Raw genomic sequence first — 19,512 nt, 5'->3', positions numbered from 1 at the left:
CGGGCCGTTCCACCGGCCGGTGCTCGCCGGCGTCAGAAGAAGGTGCGGATGTAGTCCGTGACCGTGCCGTCGGCCGTGACGAGCGGGATGAGCTGCCACTTGTCGAAGATCGTGCAGGGGTGCGACATGCCCAGCCCCACCCAGTCGCCGACCTCCAGCCCTTCCGCCTCCGGCGACGTGGCGAGCCAGAGGTGCTGGTCTGACAGCTTGACGACCTCGATGCCCGCGGCGGGCCGCACGCTGCCGTCCCGTGCGGAGCGCACCGAGCGGGCCACCGGCAGGTGCAGGTCGTGGGCCGCGTCCCGCTTGCCGGCGTTCACGAAGGCCTGCTCGGCGTTCGGCCGGGAGACCACCTGCGTCCACAGCGTGAACGCCGCCCGCAGCCCGTCCTCCTCCGGCATCCGGTTGAACGGTGTCAGGTCCCGGTACTGCCGGTCGTCGTGGGAGATGTAGGCCCCCGACCGCAGCAACCGCAGCACCGGCCGGGAGAGTTCCGGGAGCTCCGCGAACACGTCCGCGACCGCGTCGAACCAGGCGCTGCCGCCCGCGCTGACCACGATCTCCTCGACGTCCCCGCCGAAGTGCCCGGCCTCGTCGAGTGCCTGTGCGAGGCCCGTGAGCCGCCGCAGCCAGGCCCGTACGCGTTCGCCGTCGGCCTGTTGCACCTCGCCCTCGTACCCGGCGACGCCGACCAGGCGCAGCCGTTCGGTCGCCGCGACCGCCCCGGCCAGGCGCAGGCACTCCTCCTCGGTGCGGAGGCCGGTGCGTGCGCTGTCGCCGGTGGCGAGTTCGAGGACGACGTCCACCGGCCGTGCGGCGCCGGCCTCGGCGAGGGCCGCTTCCATGAGTTCCACGCCGCGCGCGGAGTCCACGTAGCACAGGAAACGGAACTCCGGGTCCGCGTCGAGCTCGGCGGCCAGCCAGCGCAGCGCTGCCGTGTCGACGAGTTGGTTGGCGAGGAACACGCGCTGCACGCCGTGGGCGCGGCACACCCGTGCCTGGTGCGGCACCGCCACCGTGATGCCCCACGCCCCGTGGTCGAGCTGCTGCTGGAACAGGCGCGGTGCCATCGAGGTCTTGCCGTGCGGAGCGAGGGCGAGGCCGTGCCGCTCGGCGAACGAGGCCAACTGCCGTACGTTGTGCGTGATGTCCTCGGCGGAGAGCGCCAGTACGGGGGTGAGGAAGCCGCCGGTGAAGAGGTTGCGGCGCTCGGCCGCGAGTTCGGCCACGGTCAGCCCGGCCGCGTCGGGAGGCAGGCCCTTGAAGCGGTGGTCGACGATTTCGCCGCCCAGTGCGGCGAGGGCGGCGGGGGTCGCGGAGGGGATGGACAAGGCGGTGGCTCCGTGGTGCTGGGGACGTCCCGTGGTGCGACATCGTGTGTGTCGTTCGTTTCACGAGCCGCCCGCGGTTGTCCAGCATCTTCGGCGGCGGACGGCCCGCGTCGCCGCACGCCGCCCCCGGGCGGGGCCCCGGATCGGGGACGCCCTCTTGTGGTGAGCATGGCAACACCGAAGAATGCGGGGATCCGCAATGCTCCTTCGGTACGGAGAGGAACCCCCACATGACCAGACCTCTCGTCGGCGCCCTGGCCGCCGCCCTCTTCGGTGCGGCCGCCGTCACCGGCCTCACCGCGGCGCCCGCACTGGCCGACGCCCCGGACACCCACGCCTTCGGCAAGTCGGTGTCCGCGTCCACCCCCGCCCCCGCGAAGAAGAAGCACCCCTCGCCCACGGCGACGCCCGACTTCGCGGGCACCGTCGCGCTGAGCAACTGCTCCGGCTCCGTCGTGCGCGCCCCCCAGTCGCAGCCGACCGACCCCGCCCTGGTGCTCTCCAACGGCCACTGCCTCCAGACCGGCATGCCGGACCCGGGCGAGGTCGTCGTCGACCAGCCGTCCAACCGCAGCTTCACCCTGCTGGACGCGAACGCGAACGACGTGGCCACACTGCATGCCAGCGAGATGCAGTACGCGACCATGACCGACACCGACATCTCGGTCTACCAGCTCGACTCCACCTACCAGGAGATCGAGTCGCAGTACGGGATCCAGGCGCTGGACCTCTCCCCGAACCACCCCACCGCGGGGACCGACATCACCGTCGTCTCCGGCTACTGGAAGAACACCTACAGCTGCAGCATCGACGACTTCGTGTACGAACTCCACGAGGCCGGCTGGGTGTTCAAGGACTCCATCCGCTACACCCCCGAGTGCGAGACCATCGGCGGCACCTCGGGCTCGCCGATCGTGAACGACGCCACCGGTGAGGTCGTCGGTGTCAACAACACCGGCAACAACGACGGCCGGACCTGCACCCTGAACAACCCGTGCGAGGTCGACGAGAACGGCAACGTCACCGTCCGCGAGGGCATCAACTACGGCCAGCAGACCTACCTGATCACCGAGTGCCTCGGCGCCGGCAACCAGATAGACCTGGACCTGGCGGGCTGCGAGCTGCCCAGGCCGTAGCACCGCCGCCGCACCATGTGTGCCGCAGGCAGAGGGTCCGCGCCCGTCGCGTGACGACGGGCGCGGACCTCTTGTGCCGATCGGCCCCGGCCTGTTTCATGCGCCCACACCCCTGGGGACGAACGTGGAGGGCGCACATGACCTCGGAAGAGAGTCGGACCACCGGGCACGGCGTCGCGAAGGACGTCCCGGAACGCAGAACCAACTGGCGCCACGTCGGGCCGGGCATCGTGGTCGCCGCCACCGGTGTCGGCGCGGGCGACCTGATCTCCACCCTGCTGGCCGGAAGCACGTTCGGCTACACCCTGCTGTGGGCCGCCGTCGTCGGCTGCATCGTCAAGATCGCACTGGCCGAGGCGGTCGGCCGCTGGCACCTGGCCACCGGCCGCACCCTCTTCGACGGCTGGCGCTCCCTCGGCCCCTGGACCACGGTCTACTTCGCCGTCTACGTGGTGGTGTGGGGCTTCGTCTACGGCGCCACGGCCATGACCACCAGCGGTCTCCCGCTCCAGGCGCTGTTCCCCGACGGACCCGGGCTGAAGTTCTGGGCGATCGCGACCGGTCTGCTCGGCCTCGTCGTGGTGTGGTTCAACCGCTACGCCGTCGTCGAGAAGATCATGATGGCCTTCGTCGGCCTGATGTTCGTCGTCGTGGTGTACCTGGCGATCCGGGTCTCGCCGGACGTCCCGGCGGCACTCGGAGGACTGGTGCCGACCCTGCCGGAAGGCTCCGTCCTCTACACCCTGGGCCTGGTCGGCGGCGTGGGCGGCACCATCACCATGGCCGCGTACGGCTACTGGGTGAACGCCAAGGGCTGGACCGACTCCGGCTGGATGCGGATGATGCGGTTCGACAACCGCGTCGCCTACCTCACCACCGGCATCTTCGTCGTCGCGATGCTCGTCGTCGGCGCGGAACTGCTGCACGCCGCGAACATCGCCCTCGCCGACGACAGCCAGGGCCTGCTCGACCTCGGCGACGTGCTGGAGCAGCGGTTCGGCTCCGTCACGGCCGTGCTCTTCCTCGTCGGCTTCTTCGCCGCCTCCTTCTCCTCCCTCGTCGGTGTCTGGCACGGCGTGAGCCTGCTGTTCGCCGACTTCGTGGAGCGGGTGAGGGCGGCCCGGACGCAGGGCGGCGAGCAGGCCGAGGAGAGCGCGGAGCAGGTCTCGCGCGGCGCGCGCGAGCGGTCCGTCCCGTTCCGCGCCTACATGCTCTGGCTGACGTTCCCGCCGATGACCCTGCTCTGGCTGGACCAGCCCTTCGGACTGGCCATCGCCTACGGCGTGCTGGGCGCCTTCTTCCTGCCCTTCCTCGCCGCCACCCTGCTGTGGCTGCTCAACTCGCGCCGCGTCCCGGAGGTGTGGCGCAACGGCATCGTCAGCAACGGGATGCTCGTGGTGGCCGGGCTGCTGTTCTTCGTGCTCTGCGTGGAGAAGATCCGCTCGCTGCTGTAGGCGCAACGGGCCGCCGGACGCGGAGAGCCGTGCGGCGGCCCGAAGGGCCGGCACCGCGTGCGCCGTGGACCGTCAGGCCGCGGCCAAAGCGATCAGCAGCGGCGGAAGGATCGTGAACACGGCCAGGCCGGCCAGCAGCAGCCCGTTCACGTACACCGGGCCCCAACGCCCCGGACCGGCGATCGTCGCGCGCCGCTCCGGGGCCCGCGGGTCGTACCGCACCTCGACCGGGACGCCCTCGGCGAGGCCCGCGACGCCCGCCCTGTCCTCGAACACGACCTCGGTGCCGTCGGCCGTCCGGAAGCGGAACGCGAACAGGGCCCGGTGGCCGCGGCCGGGCGGCCCGGCCCGCCGCTCCACGCTGCGTTGCGTGCACACGCCCTCGGCGCGGGCGCCGCCCCGCACCAGGCGCAGCACCGTCAGTAGGCGTGCCGCGACCCGCACGGCCACGGCGGCGAGGACCAGCCACAGGACACCGAGCAGAATCACCATGGGGGACGCGTGCTCCTTTCGCTGCGCTTTCCGGTACGCGTGCGTGCGGGACCGTCGCTAATCGACCGTCACGCTGTCGATGATGCGCCGCAGATCCGCGGCCGGGAGAGAGTCCTCGACCGTGTCGATGCGTACCGCGAAACCCTCACCCTGCGAGTCCACGCCGCCGAGGATGACGCCCTCCACCGGGGTACCCGCCTCCGGCGCGTGGTTCCTGCCGGTCGACTCCGTCGTGAAGTCGATCCGGCGCATGACGCTGACCTCCTCCGGGCCGTGGACGGTGATGTCCCGGGACTCACCGCGCTTCCCGCCGAGTTCGACGCCCGCGGCGATCCAGGAGGCGGCGTCCGCCGGATCCTGGATGTTGGTCGCGTAGCCGCTGAGCACGGTGATCGCCCCCGTCCGCACGCCGTCCTCCACCCGCCGGGCACCGGCGTCCACGTGGCGGCCGAAGGACGTCGGGGGCCGCTGCGCGAAGCCGGCGTCGCGGGGGAAGGCGACGGAGACGTGGGAGGTCCGCAGCGTGCCCCAGCCCTCCGGGGTGGAGCCGGCGCCGTCCCCGCCGCAGGCGGTGAGCAGGGCGGTGCAGGCGAGAAGGGCTGTCGTGGCGGCGGTGCGACGGTGGTGCGTCATCGGTACTCCCTCTCCCGGCCCTCCGAACGGCCCGGTCACGCTGCGCAGTAGCTGTAGGGTACGTAGGACCGCTTCCCGTGGTCCGGCGCTCCCAGGAACTCCGCCTCCCGGATGTTCTGGTCCTTCCGCTCGAAGGACACGTTGAACCCGAGGCCGATGCCCAGAGAGAGTTCCGCGCCGAACTCCTGCGCGTCGGTGACGGCGTCGTAGCTCAACCTGCTGGACCTGCCCTCCTCGAACATGAGCCGGTCGAACGCGCTGTCCCCTCCGGGCCTCTCGGTCGGCGCGTCGTGTGCGATGAGGTACTCGAAGGGCGTGGTGTTGTCACCGGACCCGTCCAGCCAGTCCTCGGCGATCCGCCGGTTCTGCTCGGTCTCCGGGTCGTCGTCCTTGCCGAAGTAGAGGGTGTTCGTCCGGACCGTGATGTCGGAGGCGCCGGAGGGGTTCGTGACGCTGCCGCTGTTGTCCCCGTCCCCCACCGAGGCTTCCTCCGAACGGGACCCGGTCTCCGTCGTCTGCGTCATGTCGATGCGGACGAGCGCGCCGGTCTCCTGGTCGCGGGTGACGGTGACGGAGCCGCTGCGGCTCACCTCCCCGGAGGTGCCGCGGCCGGCGCCTCCGGCTTCCACTCCGGCACCCAGCTCACCCGTGAAGGACACGGAGTAGGTGTAGGACTCGTTGCCGGACCGGTTGTCCTCGGCCCGGATCACCTTCGGCTCGATGGACACCGAGCCGCCCAACTTGCCCGAGAGCCACTCCTCGTCGCCCGCCGTCACGTCGATGCCGGCGGAACCCGTGCCGTAGACGCTCCCGGAGCCGTAGCTGATGTGCTGGTCACCGAGCTTCTCGGTGACCTCCTCGTGCTTCTCCGCCCACTGGTTGGCGGCGTACCAGTTGCCGCCGCCCATCCCGGCGCCGCCGTACTTCATCGAGGTCTCCCAGACCTTCATCTCCTCGATGTCGTCGCGGAACTGCGCGGCCTCCTCCTCGCTGCCGAACACCCAGGTGTCGCCGTTGGTGACCTTCACGCCGCCGCCCAGGGAGACCTCGCCCTCCCCCCAGTCGCCGAGCCGGAACTTCCCCGCGGTGGCCTCCGCGCCGACGGAGGCGGAGTCGGTGAACGTCAGGTAGACCAGCTTGTCGTCCTCGTCGACGGTACCGTCGCCGTTCTCGTCCCGGTTGGACTGCTTCACCTGCTCCCGGAAGCCGTACTCGTTCCCGAGGGTGAAGAAGGCGACCTTCACCTCGCTGCCGGCCCGGTCCGAGACGGTCGACACGCTGCACAGCGCAGGTTCGTAGAAGGCGTCCGTCCGCGGCGCGTCCTCGGTACCGCCGCTGTCGCAGCTGCCGCCGGACGTCAGCTTCGCGACCTCGCAGCGGATCGCGGTGCCGATGCGGCCGCCGAGCTGCGTGCCCGCGACCCCCGCCACCAGAGCCGTCACCACGACGATCACCCCGAGGTACTCACTGGCGGTGGCCCCCCGGTCCCCGTGGAAACGCGCCCCGCCGGCCGGCACGCCGAACGGAGGGGAGTCCCCGTCCGATTCCCGCACCCGGTCGAGAGCGAGTGCCACGGCCGCTCCCGCGCCGAAGCACGCGAGGGGCATCCCGACGCCCTCCGCGGTGACCGTGCCCCAGGTCGTCGCCAGGCCGACGCCCAGACTGGCGACGGGCACGGTCAGGCAGGCGAAGAGGTGCCGCGCCGTGGAACGGCGGCCCGGCGGCCGGTGCAGACGGGCTGCCACCAGCACCGCGGCGGTGAATGCCAGCAGCATCGGCAGATGCAGCAGGAGCAGACGCCAGCCGAACGATTCCAGGCGGTCGACGGAGGCGAGGGGCGCGAACAGGCCCGTCGTGAAGGCCCATCCGATCCCGTGCAGCACGACGAGGGCAACGGCCCAGCACCTCACCAACTGCAGGAACGACGCGTGCTCCGGACCGCGCCCGCGGTCCCCCGTGTGACCCGGACGCTTCCTCGGCACGGCCATCCCCGTCATCGTCTCCGTCTCCCGCCCGGTCTCGTCCGCCCGGCATGGACTGCCCGACCGCGGCGCCACGAGGGCGCCGCGCTGGATTCACGACAGTAGGCAGCCCGGACCCGCCCGGCTTGGGCCCACGGACCCAGAATCGGGCCCACTCCTCCCGGATTCGCCCGCCCAGTACGGCGGTTCGTGGCGATCGCGGCTGTTCACCGGAGGGGCAATCGCCGTTAGAGTGCTGCGCAGAGTGGCCGTGACCTCGGGACGATGCGGACCACAGCACGAGACAGCGGATCACTCGTGAACGGGGACCCGATTTGCCGACCGCGCTTGCAGTGCCGAGCCCTGACTTCGTGCTGGCGCCGCACGAGACCCGGCTGCCGCCGGTGCACCTGCCCGCCCCGCCCGGCGGGCGGTCGCTCGACGCGATGCTGGCCGCCGTGCAGCTCCTCCTCGAACAGCACGACCACGTGGTGTTCCTGCACTCCTCCTCCACCGACGCCGGAATCCCGCAGCGCCTGCGCACGGTCCGCTCCGTGCTGGAGACCGACCGCATCGCCGTGCTGCGCACCGAACTGCCCCCGCTCGCGACGGGTGTGCTGGCGCACCAGCTGCGGCAGCTGTCGGTGTACGACTTCGGGCCCGGGGTGCTGGCGTCCGCGGCGCTGCTGCTGCCCCACTACATCTACGCGGGGGCGCTGCTCGACTCGGTGGCCAAGCTCGACCGGGTGGCGGTGAGCCTGAGGTCCCACGCCCGGTCGTGGGTGCCCGGGGCCCAGTTCGGCGTGCTGGCGAACCCGGTGCCGCGGCTCGTCGACATCGACGACCGGGCGAGCCTGCCCGGCCCCTCCTACCCCACGCACATGGTCCTCGCCGGAGACCGCATCAGCTCCGACTGGGTGCGCCGGGGCCCGGCGTCGCAGTGGCCCGTGCAGGCGCTGGAGGAACGCCGGCTGCCGGAGGAATCCCCGCTGTGGTGGGGGACGTCGAAGCTCGTGGAGTTCGCGGCGGCCATCCCGGACGTGGGCACCCTGTGCCAGCTCGTGAACTCGGTGCAGCGGCAGCGCTGTCCCTGGTGCGCGCTCGAACTCATTGGTGAGCGTTGCGTGTTCTGCGACGCCCCGGTCCTCCCGCACGGGAACCCGACGTCCCGTCCCGGCGTCGCCCGACGGGACGGAACCCCGCCCGGGGCGGGTCAGCGGTGAGCCCACCGCACCGCGCCCGGCGCGAACCCGCCCGCCGCCTGCCGTCGCGACCGCGCGGGAGCACCACGTACGACCACGTCACCGACCGCCGACGGGAGAGTCTGCGCTCATGAATTCACGGCAACGCCGCGGTGTGATCCTGCTGCTGGTCTCCACGCTCCTCGCGTTCGCCGCGTTCGCGGGAGTCGTCTCGGTGATCAGCGACGTCCGGTCCAAGGTCGGCCCCGAGACCACGGCCTACGAGCTGACGTCCGACGTGGAGCCGTACACCGAGCTGCGCAAGGACCAGTTCCGGAGAATATCCATGCCCGAACGCTGGCTGCCCCGGACGGCGGTGACGGACCTCGGGGAGGTCCGGGGGAAGATCGCCACCAACCGGCTGCGCACCGGTTCGCTGCTGCAGACCGACATGCTCACCGACCGTCCGGACCTGGAACCCGGACAGCAGGAGATCGCCATCATGATCGACGCCGCGACAGGGGTGGCGGGGAAGATCACGCCGGGGGCCACCGTGAACGTCTACGCCACGTTCGACGGCACCGAGCAGGACGCCACCTCGACCTCGCGCCTCCTCATCGACAACGCCCGGGTGATCGACGTCGGCGAGATCACCGCGCTCCAGCCGGACCGCGACGACAGCAGCCCGGCGGGCAACGAGGCCGTGCCGATCACCTTCGCGCTGAAGACGGAGGACGCCCAACGCCTGGCCTACGCCGAGTCCTTCGCCACCCACGTACGGCTCGCCCTGGTCGCGCCGGGGAGTGACACCACCGTTCGACCGGAGGACCGCACGTACACGCTGGCCGGGGACAAGTGAGGTAGGCGGATGGTCGTCAGAATCCTTCCGGCCGTGGGCGACGCCGACGCGGCCCGCTCGGTCTCGACACTTCTCGGTCAACTGCCCGACGCCGAACCGGCCCAGCCGGTCGGACACTCCACCCAGCTCCTGGACACCCTCGCCCAACTGGCCGGCGAGTCGGTCGACGACCTGCCCGAGGTCGTCCTCGTCCACGAGCGGATCGGCCCCGCACCCGCGCTGGAACTCGTCCGGGACGTGGGCCTGCGCTTCCCCGCCGTCGCCGTGGTGCTGATGACCTCCGACAGCAGCCCGGCCCTGTTCTCCGCCGCCATGGACGCCGGGGCACGCGGCCTGGTCGCGCTGCCCCTCTCCTACGAGGAGGTCGCCACCCGAGTCCAGGCCGCCTCCGAGTGGGCCACCGGCGTGCGGCGGCACCTCGGCGGCACCGACACCACCTCCGGTCCCGGCGGCACCGTGGTGACCGTGGCCGGAGCCAAGGGAGGCGTCGGAGCCACCCTCATCGCGGTCCAACTGGCCCTGGCCGCACAGGCGGCAGGCAACACGACCGCCCTGTGCGACATGGACCTGCTCAGCGGCGACGTCGCGTCCTACCTGGACGTGCAGTACCGCAGGTCCGTCGTCGACCTCGCAGGCATACGCGACATCTCGCCACGCGTCCTCCAGGACGCCGTGTTCACCCACGACAGCGGCCTCGGACTGCTCCTCGCCCCCGCCGAGGGGGAGCGGGGGGAGGAACTCGACGACACCGCCGCCCGCCAGATCGTGGGCGCCCTCCGCGCCCGCTACGACACCGTCGTCATCGACTGCGGGGCGCAGCTCAGCAGCGTCGGAGCCACGGCCATCGAAATGGCGGACACCGCCCTCCTCGTCGTCACCCCCGACGTCGTCGCGGTGCGGGCCGCCAAGCGGACCTCCCGGATGTGGGACCGCCTCCAGGCCCGCAAGACGGAGGAGATCGTCACCGTCGTCAACCGCTCCGTCCGCAGCACGGAGATCCAGCCGCCGCTCGTCGAGCGCATCGTCGGCACCCGCCTCGCCCGCACCGCGGTGCCCGCCGGGTTCAAGGAACTCCAGCCCGCCGTGGACGCCGGCCGCTTGCAGGACCTCGACGGCCGCGGCCCGGTCCGGCAGGCGCTGTGGGCCCTCGCCGCCGAACTGGGCCTGGCCGGGACCGGCGCCGATCAGCCGCCCGGACGGCGCGGCAAGGGCCGGAGCGACCGCGGCTCCCTCGTGCCGCGCCGCCGGGGCGAGGCATGAGGCCGAAGCCCGCGCGACCCCGCGCGGCGGGACGGGACTCCGGGCAGGTGTCCGTGGAGTTCCTCGGCACCCTCCCGTGGGTGCTGGTGGCCCTGGTGGTGGTCTGGCAGTTCGTGCTCGTCGGCTACACCTTCACGCTCGCCGGGCACGCCGCGTCCGAAGCCGCCCGCGCGGCGGCGGTCACCGAACCCTGGGGCCGCGCCGCGGCCTGCACCGCCGCGGCCGAGGAGGACCTGCCCGACGCCTGGGAGTCCGCCGCCACCGCCCGTTGCGACGCGGGAGCCCCGGCCGGCGTCGTCACCGCCTCCGTCCGCCTGAAGGTGCCCGTGCTGTTCCCCGGGTTCGCCGCCTTCCCGTTCAGCGTCACCGGCGAAGCCGGCGCCGCCTCGGAGGACTGAGCCATGACGCACCCGCACTCCCGCCGGTTCCGCGACCAACGCGGCCAGGCCTCCATCGAGTTCCTGGGGTTCCTCCCGATACTGCTGGCGCTGGCGCTCGCCTCGGTCCAGCTCGGCCTGGCCGTCTACGCCTCGCTCCAGGCCGGAACGGCCGCCCGCGCCGCGGCCCGCACCGCCTCGCACTCGGCCCCGCGGATCGGGTACGACCGGGCGGGCCGCGCGGCGATGAGCGACTGGCTCGCCGACGACACCACCTTCACCCGCAGCGCCGCGGGCGACGGCGTCACCGTGACCGCCCGGGTGACGATCCCCTCCGTCGTCCCCGGCGTCGACTTCGGCCACGCCGAGAAGTCCTCCACCATGCCGCGCGACTGACCGCAGCACGGCGTCCGCAGCCGCGCGACCGCCACCGACCGAGCAGAGGAGTCACGGAATGGGCCTGAGAGCGCGCGTCAACGCTCCCGAGGCTGGCCAGGGGCACGAGGAGAGCCACCTTGTCGCGGTCTACCGTGCCAAGCTGCTGGAGGAGATCGACCTCGCGGAGATGTCCTCCCTCGCCGCGGCCGACCGCCGCGCCCGTCTGGAGAGGGTCCTGGGCCACATCATCAGCCGCGAGGGGCCCGTACTGTCCACGCACGAGCGCGCGCTGCTCATCCGCCGGGTCGTCGACGAGGCCCTCGGGCTGGGCATCCTGGAACCGCTCCTGGAGGACGCCTCCATCACCGAGATCATGGTGAACGGCCCCGAGCGGATCTACGTCGAACGCGGCGGCCGGGTGGAGCAGCTCCCGCTGCGCTTCGCCTCGCACGAGCAGCTCATGCAGACCATCGAGCGGATCGTCTCCACGGTGAATCGCCGGGTGGACGAGTCGAACCCGATGGTCGACGCCCGCCTTCCCTCCGGCGAGCGCGTCAACGTCATCATCCCGCCGCTGTCCCTGACCGGTGCCACCCTCACCATCCGGCGCTTCCCGCGCGCCTTCACCCTCCCCGAGCTCGTCGAACTCGGCTCGATGGACGAGCAGATGGTGACGCTCCTCGCCGGCATGGTCCGCGCCAAGATGAACGTGATCGTCTCCGGCGGCACCGGCTCCGGCAAGACGACGCTCCTCAACGCGCTGTCGGCGCTCATCCCCGACGGCGAGCGCATCATCACCGTCGAGGACGCCGCCGAACTCCAACTGCAGCAGTCCCACGTCATCCGGCTGGAGACCCGCCCGCCGAACGTCGAGGGCAAGGGGCAGATCACCATCCGCGACCTGGTCCGCAACTCCCTGCGGATGCGGCCCGACCGCATCGTCGTCGGCGAGGTCCGCGGCGGGGAGACCCTCGACATGCTGCAGGCCATGTCCACGGGGCACGACGGCTCCCTGGCGACCGTGCACGCGAACAGCGCCGAGGACGCCATGCTCCGCCTCCAGACACTCGCGTCGATGTCGGAGGTGAAGATCCCCTTCGAGGCGCTGCGGGACCAGATCAACAGCGCGGTGGACTGCGTCGTCCAGCTGTCCCGGGCCGCCGACGGCAGCCGCAAGATCAGCGAGATCGCCATGCTCGCCGGACGCGGCCGGCAGACGTACGAGATCGCGTCCGTCTGCCGGTTCGAGGCCGAACCCATGGGTGCCGACCGCCGCGTGCGGGGACGGTTCCGCTACTTTCCGATGCCCCGCCACATCGGCGACCGGCTCACCCTCGCGGGCGAGGGCGTGCCACCCGCCTTCGGGGTCGCCGATGCGCCCGACCAACTCGCCGTCCGAGAGGCCAGGTAGACACGATGACGCTCTCGCTGCCCACGATCGGCGCGGCGCTGCTGTGCGGCGTGTGCGCGGTGGTGGGAGTCCACTTCTTCACCTCCGGGCGGTCGCAGCAGCAGGACCTCGTCGCCCGCATGTCGGACACCGGACCCGTCGCACGCGAGGGAGGCCGGCGCTTCCACGGCGTGGACCGCCGCGTTCGCGGCACCCGGGCGGGCCGAAAAATCGACATGCGGCTCGCGGCCACCGGACTCGACCTCTCGGTGGGGGAGTTCGTCACCTACCTGGTCGCGCTCGTCGCCGCGCTGTGGCTCATGGGGGCCTGGCTCTTCGCGCCCTTCTTCGGGCCCCTCGTCGGACTGTGCGGATTCTGGGGCGCCTTCGCCTTCCTCAACTGGCAGCGCGGCAAGCGCAACGAGAAGTTCGTCAACCAGCTGCCGGAACTCTCGCGCATCCTGGCCAACGCGACCCGTGCGGGACTGGCGCTGCGCACCGCCATCGGGATGGCGGCGGACGAACTGGAGGCTCCCGCGGGTGACGAACTGGCCCGCGTCGCGGACAAGCTGGCAGTCGGGCACTCCGTCGAGGACGCACTCGGCGAACTCACCGAACGCCTGCCCTCCCGGGAACTGGTCGTCCTCGTGACCACGCTGATCCTCTCGCACCGCGCGGGCGGCACCGTCGTGGAGTCGCTGCGGAACCTCACGCGCACCCTCGACGAACGGAAGGAGACCCGCCGCGAGGTCCGAACCCAGCTCTCGCAGGTCACCATGACCGCGTTCGCCGTGCCCGTCCTCGGACTGGGGGCGCTGCTGCTGATGAACCAGGTCATGCCCGGTGCACTGGAGAGGATGACCTCGCACGTCCTGGGCCAGACATCCGTGCTGGTGGCGTTCGGGCTGTACGGCCTGGGCTTCTTCCTGATCCGCCGACTGTCCAAGATCGACGTCTGAGAGGGGGCCACGCATGGGACTGCTGCTCGCCGCCGTCATGGGCCTGAGCGTCCTCGGCATCTTCCGCGGCATCAGCCAGTATCGGGAGGAGGCCAGGCTCCCCGACGACCTGGCGCTCGCCCTGGAGGTGGGCGCGACCCGCACCTCCGCCGCCGGCTCCTTGATCGACCGCCTCGGGATGCGGTTCGCGCCGCTCGTGCTGCGGATGATGGGGCCCCGCCGGGTGGACAGGGTGCGGCGCCGACTCGATCTCGCCGGAAACCCGGGCGGCCTCACCGTGGACCGCTACGCCGCCCGCCGTGCGGTCTACGGCATCCTCGGGGCGACCGGCGCACTGGTGATGGTGGACAAGGGCAACCCGTTCGTCGCCGTCGTCCTCGTCGCCTTCGGCATCTGGTGGATCGACGTCGGCATCGCCGCCTCCGTCCGGCAGCGCAAGGACGTCATCGACCGCACGCTGCCGGACTTCCTCGACGTGCTGGCCGTCGTCGTCAGTGCCGGGCTCGGATTCCGGCAGGCCCTCGACCGGGTCGCCGAGCGGTACCAGGGCCCGTGGGCCGACGAACTGCGCATCACCCTGCGCCAGATGGACATGGGTGTCAGCCGCCGTGAGGCCTTCGCCGACCTGCGGCGGCGCAACGACTCCGAGCAGGTCGCCATGTTCGTCACCGCGCTCCAGCAGGGCGAGGAACTCGGCGCCCCCATCGTGGACACCCTGATCCAGATCGCCACCGACATGCGCCGTACCGACGCCCAGAACGCGCGGCGCCGCGCGGCACGGGCCGTCCCGAAGGCCACCGCCGTCATCACGACCCTCATGGTGCCCGCGACCATGATCCTCCTCGTCGCGGGCTTCGTCTTCGGATCGGGCGCCGACTTCGGGGCAGTGGTGGGGGACTGAGCCATGACGGGGACACCGCCGACCGGAAGAGGTGACCGACGATGCTGCGCCGCCTGACGCGCCCGGCCCTGCACGGCGGGCCGGAGACGAACCTGCACGCGCCGCCCCGTCCCGGCCGGCAGCCCTCGCTCCACCTGCAGGTCAACGCCCTGCAGGCGCTCTGCCGGCAGGTGTTCGGGTTCCGCCTCGCGATGATCGCGCTCGCCAGTCCGTTCGCCATCTACGGCGCCCGCCCCGGGCTGCCCCGGTGGCTGGTGTGCGGGGCGGTCGTGGTGACCTTCATGGCCTCCTACGTGCTGTTCCGCGACTGGGAACGCTTCGGGCCGCTGCTGCTGCGCTACCGGACGCTGCTGGTGGCGGACATGCTGCTGAGCGGTCTGCTGCTGGTCACCGCCACCACGGAGTCGCCGCTCGCCTACGTCAGCGTGTGCGGGCCGCTGCTGGCCGGTCTCGCCTACGGCTGGCGGAGCGCCGCCGGATTCGCCCTGGTCCAGTCGTTCATTCTCGTCGCCGCCTACGCCGCCGAACCGGGTCACCCCGACGGATCCACCGGCGTGCTGCTGCTGCCCGGCTTCTGCGTGATCGCTGGAGCGATCGGCGTCAGCCTGCGGAACCTGATGCTGCGCTTCGGCGTCGCGGGCGAGGCCCTCACCGAGGCCCGCTCCCGCCTCGCGGTGCGGGACGCCGTGGAGAACGAACGAGCGCGCCTGGCGCGGGACATGCACGATTCGCTCGCCAAGACGCTGCACGGCGTGGCACTGGCCGCCGACGGACTGGCGGAGTCCGCCGATCGCCTCGACCCCTTCGAGGTGAGACAGCAGGCCGAGCTCGTGTCCCGCTCGGCCCGCCGTGCGGCGGCGGAGTCGCGGGAACTCCTCACCGATCTGCGGCAGGAGGCGGGACTGGGCGCCACCACCGACATCGCCGGGGAACTCGCCGCCCGCGTACGGGACGTCGCGCGCCGCACGAAGATGGAGACCTCCTACCGGACGTACGGGGCGATGCCGCTGCCCCCGGTTCCGCAGGCACTCGCCCGCCAGTTGACGGCCATCGCCGCCGAGGCCATGGAGAACGCCCATCGCCATGCGGAGTGCACCCGGTTGACCGTCACGGCCTCCGTCACCCGGCAGAACCTCCGCATCTCGGTCATCGACGACGGGGCGGGACTTCCCACCGACCTCACGCTCGACGAGGCACGGAAGGCAGGGCACTTCGGACTCGTCGGCATGATCGAACGCGCCGCCGGTATCGGCGCCCGGATCCGTATCGGCCGCGGACGGGCGGTGCGCGGCACCGAGGTCCGCGTCGACCTGCCGCTGGCCGCTTTCGCGCCGTCCCCCGGCCCGGTGGGCGACGGCACGGGCGTCACGGCACCGGCCGGCGTCGCATCGCAGGCAGCAGGACGGTGAGAGGAGGCTCCGCCATGTTCGACGAGGCGCCCGAAGGGCCGGATCCGCACCGCGGCCCGTTCCCCGACGTCGCACACCACGGTCCTGACGGCCCGGCACCGCTGCGGGTCGTCGTCGCGGACGACAACCCGGTGGTGCGCGCCGGCCTCACCGCGCTGCTCTCCGGCCGCCGGGACATCCAGGTCGTGGCCGAGGCGGCGGACGGGCGGGAGGCCTACGAGGCAGCACGCCGCAGCCACCCCGACGTGGTCCTGCTGGACGTGCGCATGCCCGGAGTCGACGGCCTCGCCGCGCTGCCCCATCTGACCGGCCTCGCCCCCGTCATGATGCTCACCTACAGCCGCGAGGACGAGGTGGTCCAGGAAGCACTGCGCCGGGGCGCGGGCGGCTACCTGGTGCACGGGGAGTTCACCGCGGACCAACTCGTCGCCGCCGTGCAGGAGGTGCAGGCGGGCCGGCCGTACTTCACCCCCACGGCCTCGCAGGTGCTGCTCTCCCACCTGCGGGAGCCCGCGGCCCCGGTGGCGGAAACACCGGCCCGTCGTGGCGCAGGGGACAGGCCGGACGCACCTCACGGAGCGTCACCGGCGGAACCGCACAGGGTGCACGGTGCGTCTGTCCCAGGACCGGAGCTGAGGCGCCCGGCAGGGGGAGACGGCGTGCCGTGCGAGCTGAGCGCCAGGGAGGGGGAGGTGATGGAGCTGATCGCGACGGGACTGAACAACACGCAGATCGCCGCCACCTGCTTCATCAGCGAGAAGACGGTGAAGAACCACATCAACCGCATCTTCGCCAAGCTCCACGCCACCAGCCGCAGCGAAGCGGTCGCGATCTGGCTCGGCACCTCCTCCGGCCCGGGAGGCGGTCGTGGCTGACCACCGCACGCCGCGGAGCACGAGGCAGGCCCGGGAGGCGGCAACCGCACGCCCGGTCCTTCTTTGGGCCCGGTTCTGGGTCCGGGGGCCCATGTTCCGGGACGCGGCGGCGGCGTACCGTGCGCTCGTCGCAGTCGACTCCCGCCGTATCGGGGGCGAAGACGCGGACGACGCCACGGAGACGTTGCTGTCGGCCCGCAAGGCAGCGGGCCGGGACGGAGGAGAGCACGATGAGCGACCTGATGACGAAGCCGGCCGACCTGGTCCGTACCGCCTGCGCCAACGCCGAGGTCCACGGCCGCTCCTGGGCCGAGGCGGGCGTGCAGAAGCTCCGCCGCCGCTACGCGCAGCCGCGCGACCGGGGGCAGACGGCGGTGGAGTACCTGGGCATCATCGCGGTGGTCGTGCTGATCGTCGGCGCGATCGCGGGAACCAGCATCGGACAGCAGATTTTCGATGCCATCAAGGCCCAGATCGGCAAGGTCACCGGCGGCGGCGAGTGACCCCAGCGGTTCCGCGACGCGAGGCGGGGCAGACCCTCCCCATCTACCTGACGGTGGTGGTGGGTGTGCTCTTCCTCGCGTTGGCGTATTTCGCGGTGGGGCAGGCCGCGGTGGCCCGCGACGGCGCCCGGAGCGCGGCGGACGCCGCCGCGCTCGCGGCGGTGAAGGACGCCCGGGGCCAACTCGGCGAGGGCCTGCTCGACAGTCTGCTCGACCCGGACTCCTGGGAGGACCTGCTGGCGGGCCGGGGCTTCGGCACCACCCGTGCCTGTGCGGCGGCCCAGCGGTTCGCCGCGCAGAACGATGCCGAGCTGCACGACACGGACGGCGACGGCCTCGCGTGCCGGCGCGTGGACCGGCCGGACGCCGGCTTCACGGTGGAGGTGCGGTCGCGGAACCCGGTCGGCGACTCCATCGTGCCGGGCACCGAGAACGACCATGCCGAGGCAGCCGCCACCGCGGTCCTCGAACCCCGCTGCCGGCTGAAGAGTCCGCCGCCCGGCGGGAGGCCTCCGGGCGGTGACGAGAAGGAGAAGAAGCCGAAGCTTCTCGAACTGCGCTGCCACGGCGGCCGCGACCTCGTCCTCGACCCGGAGGACGAGGATCTGTTCCTGGATCCGGCAGACCTGTTCTCCGTCCGCCTCACGGGCTGACCGCGACGCACCCCCGAAAAGGAGTCTGATTCATGAGCACTCGGCGCACGAGGTCCTCCCGCACGGGGGCCGTGGCCGTGGCCCTCGCCACCGGGCTGGTCCTCACCCTGAGCGGCTGCAGCGGCGAGGACGGGCCGTCGCGGAACGGCGGTTCCAGTTCCCAGGCGCAGGGCTCCGGGGAGGGCGACAGCGCCCCGGAGGGCGGTGCCGAGAAGGAGGTGCAGGTCGAGGTGGAGGGGCCCAGCGGGATCCTGATACGGCTCTACGCGCCGGAGCGGGACTCCGGCGGCTTCCTCACCGTGCGCGGCGAGCTGGAGAACACCGGCGACGAGGACTTCTACCAAATGAGCCCTTGGTCCGGGGACGAGCCGGAGGTTGTCGAGCACGGCAGTTCGCTGGGCGGCGCCAAGCTCGTCGACACGCAGGGCAAGAAGCGCTACTACGTGCTGCGCGACACCGAGGGGCGCCCGCTGTGCACGATGCTCCCCAACGGCCTGTCGGCCGGCAAGACTCTCCCCATCTACGCCCAGTTCCCGGCACCCCCGAAGGACACGAAGAAGATCGACTTCCAGCTCCCCGGATGGCCCTCCGCCACCGTCGAGATCGCGGAGTGACCGCTGTGACCCACCCGAACACGCCCCGCCGCCGCGTACGGCGGGCCGGTGCGGCCGCCGTCGCGGCGCTGGCCCTGACCGTCACCTGGACGCCCACCGCTCTCGCCGACGACGGGGACGCGCAGGACCCGCCCGGCTCGTTCCAGGACGACTCGGACTCCGTCGCCGCGATCGACGGGAGCGATCCCGACCTCGAGCTGCCCGACGGTGCCACCCTCGCCGAACCGAAGGTTCTCGACATCAAGTTCATCGTCGAGACGGACGGCGGCGAGGAACGCAAGGAGACGAGCAACGACCAGATCAAGGTCGCCCTGCAGGCCGAGGTCCTCTTCGACAAGGACAGCTCGCGGCTGAACTCGCGGGCGGATACCCGGATCGCCGACATCGCCCGGCAGATCGAGAGCCAGGGCGCCGACGAGGTCAACGTCTTCGGCTTCACCGACAACCTCGGTTCCTACCAGCACGGCGTCGTGCTCTCGAAGGCCCGTGCCCAGGCCGTGCAGAAGGAACTTGCCGCGCGGCTCGGCTCCGGCGTCCGCTACAACATCCGGGGCTACAGCGAGGACTATCCGATCGCCGACAACTCCACCGAGGAGGGCCGGAAGAAGAACCGGCGGGTCGAGGTCTCCTTCCCCCGCACCGAGTAGGAGGCGCACTCTCCACCCGGAACGGGCCGGGCACCGCCCGGCCCCTTCTCAGCCCGCGGTGGGCTCGATACGCAGGACCGCTCCCGGCCGCAGCCCCCAGCGGGCGGCGGCGCCCGCCTCCGCCTCCAGCACGTGACGTGCTCTCGGGCGCGGTGCGCCCATTCGGCCCGGCCGCATGGTGCGCACCGCCAGCACCCGCAACGCCCGGTCCAGGTACACCACGTCGATCGCGAACCGCATCCGGAAGGTGTGCACGCTCGCCGCCGGTGTCAGGAGCATCGCGCCCTCCACGCCGTCGCGCTTCAGCAGCCCCCGGGTGCGCGCCCGGTAGGACGCCGCGATCTCCAGAGGGATCGTCACCCCGCCGCTTTCCTCGCCGAGATGCAGCGTGCCCCGGCCGTCCCGCCATCGCGGTGTTCCCGTCATGCCGACGCACCCTACGCGCGCCGCTGCCCCCGCACATGGGCCCTCGGGCCCATGCACCGGTCCGCCCGGCGCT

The 19,512-nt window shown here is 72.0% G+C and carries 21 protein-coding genes; 16 read left to right on the top strand and 5 right to left on the bottom strand.

The features are described from left to right. Positions 1 to 32: 32 nt before the first annotated feature. Positions 33 to 1,331, bottom strand: a complete 1,299-nt coding sequence (locus ACL06G_RS08190) for an alanine racemase (protein ID WP_412784643.1) — start codon at positions 1,329 to 1,331, stop codon at positions 33 to 35. Between the two features lie 230 nt (positions 1,332 to 1,561). Between ACL06G_RS08190 and ACL06G_RS08185 the strand changes: the two genes are divergently transcribed. Beyond that, a complete protein-coding gene (locus ACL06G_RS08185) occupies positions 1,562 to 2,467 on the top strand; it encodes a S1 family peptidase (protein WP_412784642.1) in 906 nt (301 codons plus the stop codon). 137 nt (positions 2,468 to 2,604) lie between these two features. Beyond that, the gene (locus ACL06G_RS08180; RefSeq protein ID WP_412784641.1) at positions 2,605 to 3,921 is read left to right on the top strand and encodes an Nramp family divalent metal transporter; all 1,317 of its coding nucleotides are present in this window, start codon (positions 2,605 to 2,607) and stop codon (positions 3,919 to 3,921) included. A 72-nt stretch (positions 3,922 to 3,993) separates the two neighbouring features. On the opposite strand, the gene ACL06G_RS08175 is transcribed toward ACL06G_RS08180, so the two are convergent. The 3 genes from ACL06G_RS08175 to ACL06G_RS08165 are packed head-to-tail and all read right to left on the bottom strand — an operon-like array spanning position 3,994 to position 7,034. Beyond that, entirely contained in the window at positions 3,994 to 4,413 is a 420-nt protein-coding gene (locus ACL06G_RS08175) for a DUF3592 domain-containing protein (protein WP_412784640.1), read from the bottom strand. A 57-nt stretch (positions 4,414 to 4,470) separates the two neighbouring features. Next, entirely contained in the window at positions 4,471 to 5,046 is a 576-nt protein-coding gene (locus ACL06G_RS08170; RefSeq protein WP_412784639.1) for a hypothetical protein, read from the bottom strand. A gap of 35 nt (positions 5,047 to 5,081) precedes the next feature. Next, positions 5,082 to 7,034 (bottom strand): hypothetical protein, encoded by a 1,953-nt coding sequence (locus tag ACL06G_RS08165; RefSeq protein ID WP_412835644.1) that lies wholly within the window; start codon positions 7,032 to 7,034, stop codon positions 5,082 to 5,084. Positions 7,035 to 7,360: 326 nt separating this feature from the next. Between ACL06G_RS08165 and ACL06G_RS08160 the strand changes: the two genes are divergently transcribed. The 14 genes from ACL06G_RS08160 (at position 7,361) to ACL06G_RS08095 (ending at position 19,013) form a co-directional block, all read left to right on the top strand. Beyond that, a complete protein-coding gene (locus ACL06G_RS08160) occupies positions 7,361 to 8,230 on the top strand; it encodes a hypothetical protein (protein ID WP_412835643.1) in 870 nt (289 codons plus the stop codon). Between the two features lie 109 nt (positions 8,231 to 8,339). Further along, positions 8,340 to 9,047, top strand: a complete 708-nt coding sequence (gene cpaB, locus ACL06G_RS08155; RefSeq protein ID WP_412784636.1) for a Flp pilus assembly protein CpaB — start codon at positions 8,340 to 8,342, stop codon at positions 9,045 to 9,047. A 9-nt stretch (positions 9,048 to 9,056) separates the two neighbouring features. Then, positions 9,057 to 10,307, top strand: a complete 1,251-nt coding sequence (locus ACL06G_RS08150; protein WP_412784635.1) for a CpaE/TadZ family protein — start codon at positions 9,057 to 9,059, stop codon at positions 10,305 to 10,307. Continuing rightward, positions 10,304 to 10,705: a TadE/TadG family type IV pilus assembly protein gene (locus ACL06G_RS08145; RefSeq protein ID WP_412784634.1), complete on the top strand. Its 402-nt coding sequence runs from the start codon at positions 10,304 to 10,306 to the stop codon at positions 10,703 to 10,705. Before ACL06G_RS08150 ends, ACL06G_RS08145 begins: the two co-directional genes overlap by 4 nt. Positions 10,706 to 10,708: 3 nt before the next feature. Further along, complete coding sequence (locus ACL06G_RS08140) at positions 10,709 to 11,080, top strand: TadE/TadG family type IV pilus assembly protein (RefSeq protein ID WP_412784633.1); 372 nt, start codon at positions 10,709 to 10,711, stop codon at positions 11,078 to 11,080. 58 nt (positions 11,081 to 11,138) lie between these two features. Next, positions 11,139 to 12,473 carry a TadA family conjugal transfer-associated ATPase gene (locus ACL06G_RS08135; RefSeq protein WP_412784632.1) on the top strand — a complete coding sequence of 445 codons (1,335 nt, stop codon included), beginning with the start codon at positions 11,139 to 11,141 and terminating at the stop codon, positions 12,471 to 12,473. Positions 12,474 to 12,478: 5 nt separating this feature from the next. After that, positions 12,479 to 13,411 carry a type II secretion system F family protein gene (locus ACL06G_RS08130; RefSeq protein ID WP_412784631.1) on the top strand — a complete coding sequence of 311 codons (933 nt, stop codon included), beginning with the start codon at positions 12,479 to 12,481 and terminating at the stop codon, positions 13,409 to 13,411. 13 nt (positions 13,412 to 13,424) lie between these two features. Beyond that, the gene (locus ACL06G_RS08125; protein ID WP_412784630.1) at positions 13,425 to 14,312 is read left to right on the top strand and encodes a DUF5936 domain-containing protein; all 888 of its coding nucleotides are present in this window, start codon (positions 13,425 to 13,427) and stop codon (positions 14,310 to 14,312) included. A 41-nt stretch (positions 14,313 to 14,353) separates the two neighbouring features. Further along, positions 14,354 to 15,721, top strand: coding sequence for a sensor histidine kinase (locus ACL06G_RS08120; RefSeq protein ID WP_412784629.1), 1,368 nt, complete (start codon positions 14,354 to 14,356; stop codon positions 15,719 to 15,721). A 14-nt stretch (positions 15,722 to 15,735) separates the two neighbouring features. Further along, positions 15,736 to 16,596, top strand: coding sequence for a response regulator (locus ACL06G_RS08115; RefSeq protein WP_412835642.1), 861 nt, complete (start codon positions 15,736 to 15,738; stop codon positions 16,594 to 16,596). Positions 16,597 to 16,838: 242 nt separating this feature from the next. Then, positions 16,839 to 17,099, top strand: coding sequence for a Flp family type IVb pilin (locus ACL06G_RS08110; protein ID WP_412835649.1), 261 nt, complete (start codon positions 16,839 to 16,841; stop codon positions 17,097 to 17,099). Continuing rightward, a complete protein-coding gene (locus tag ACL06G_RS08105) occupies positions 17,096 to 17,752 on the top strand; it encodes a pilus assembly protein TadG-related protein (protein ID WP_412835641.1) in 657 nt (218 codons plus the stop codon). The genes ACL06G_RS08110 and ACL06G_RS08105 overlap by 4 nt, the downstream gene beginning before the upstream one ends. A gap of 32 nt (positions 17,753 to 17,784) precedes the next feature. Continuing rightward, positions 17,785 to 18,366: a hypothetical protein gene (locus ACL06G_RS08100; protein WP_412835640.1), complete on the top strand. Its 582-nt coding sequence runs from the start codon at positions 17,785 to 17,787 to the stop codon at positions 18,364 to 18,366. A gap of 5 nt (positions 18,367 to 18,371) precedes the next feature. Then, positions 18,372 to 19,013: an OmpA family protein gene (locus tag ACL06G_RS08095; protein ID WP_412835639.1), complete on the top strand. Its 642-nt coding sequence runs from the start codon at positions 18,372 to 18,374 to the stop codon at positions 19,011 to 19,013. 48 nt (positions 19,014 to 19,061) lie between these two features. On the opposite strand, the gene ACL06G_RS08090 is transcribed toward ACL06G_RS08095, so the two are convergent. Next, a complete protein-coding gene (locus tag ACL06G_RS08090; protein WP_412835638.1) occupies positions 19,062 to 19,439 on the bottom strand; it encodes a DUF192 domain-containing protein in 378 nt (125 codons plus the stop codon). Between the last annotated feature and the right edge of the window lie 73 nt (positions 19,440 to 19,512).

Origin of the sequence: Streptomyces callyspongiae, assembly GCF_047200695.1 — a bacterium.
Taxonomy (GTDB): Bacteria; Actinomycetota; Actinomycetes; order Streptomycetales; family Streptomycetaceae; genus Streptomyces.
This window is presented reverse-complemented; position numbering and strand designations above follow the sequence as displayed.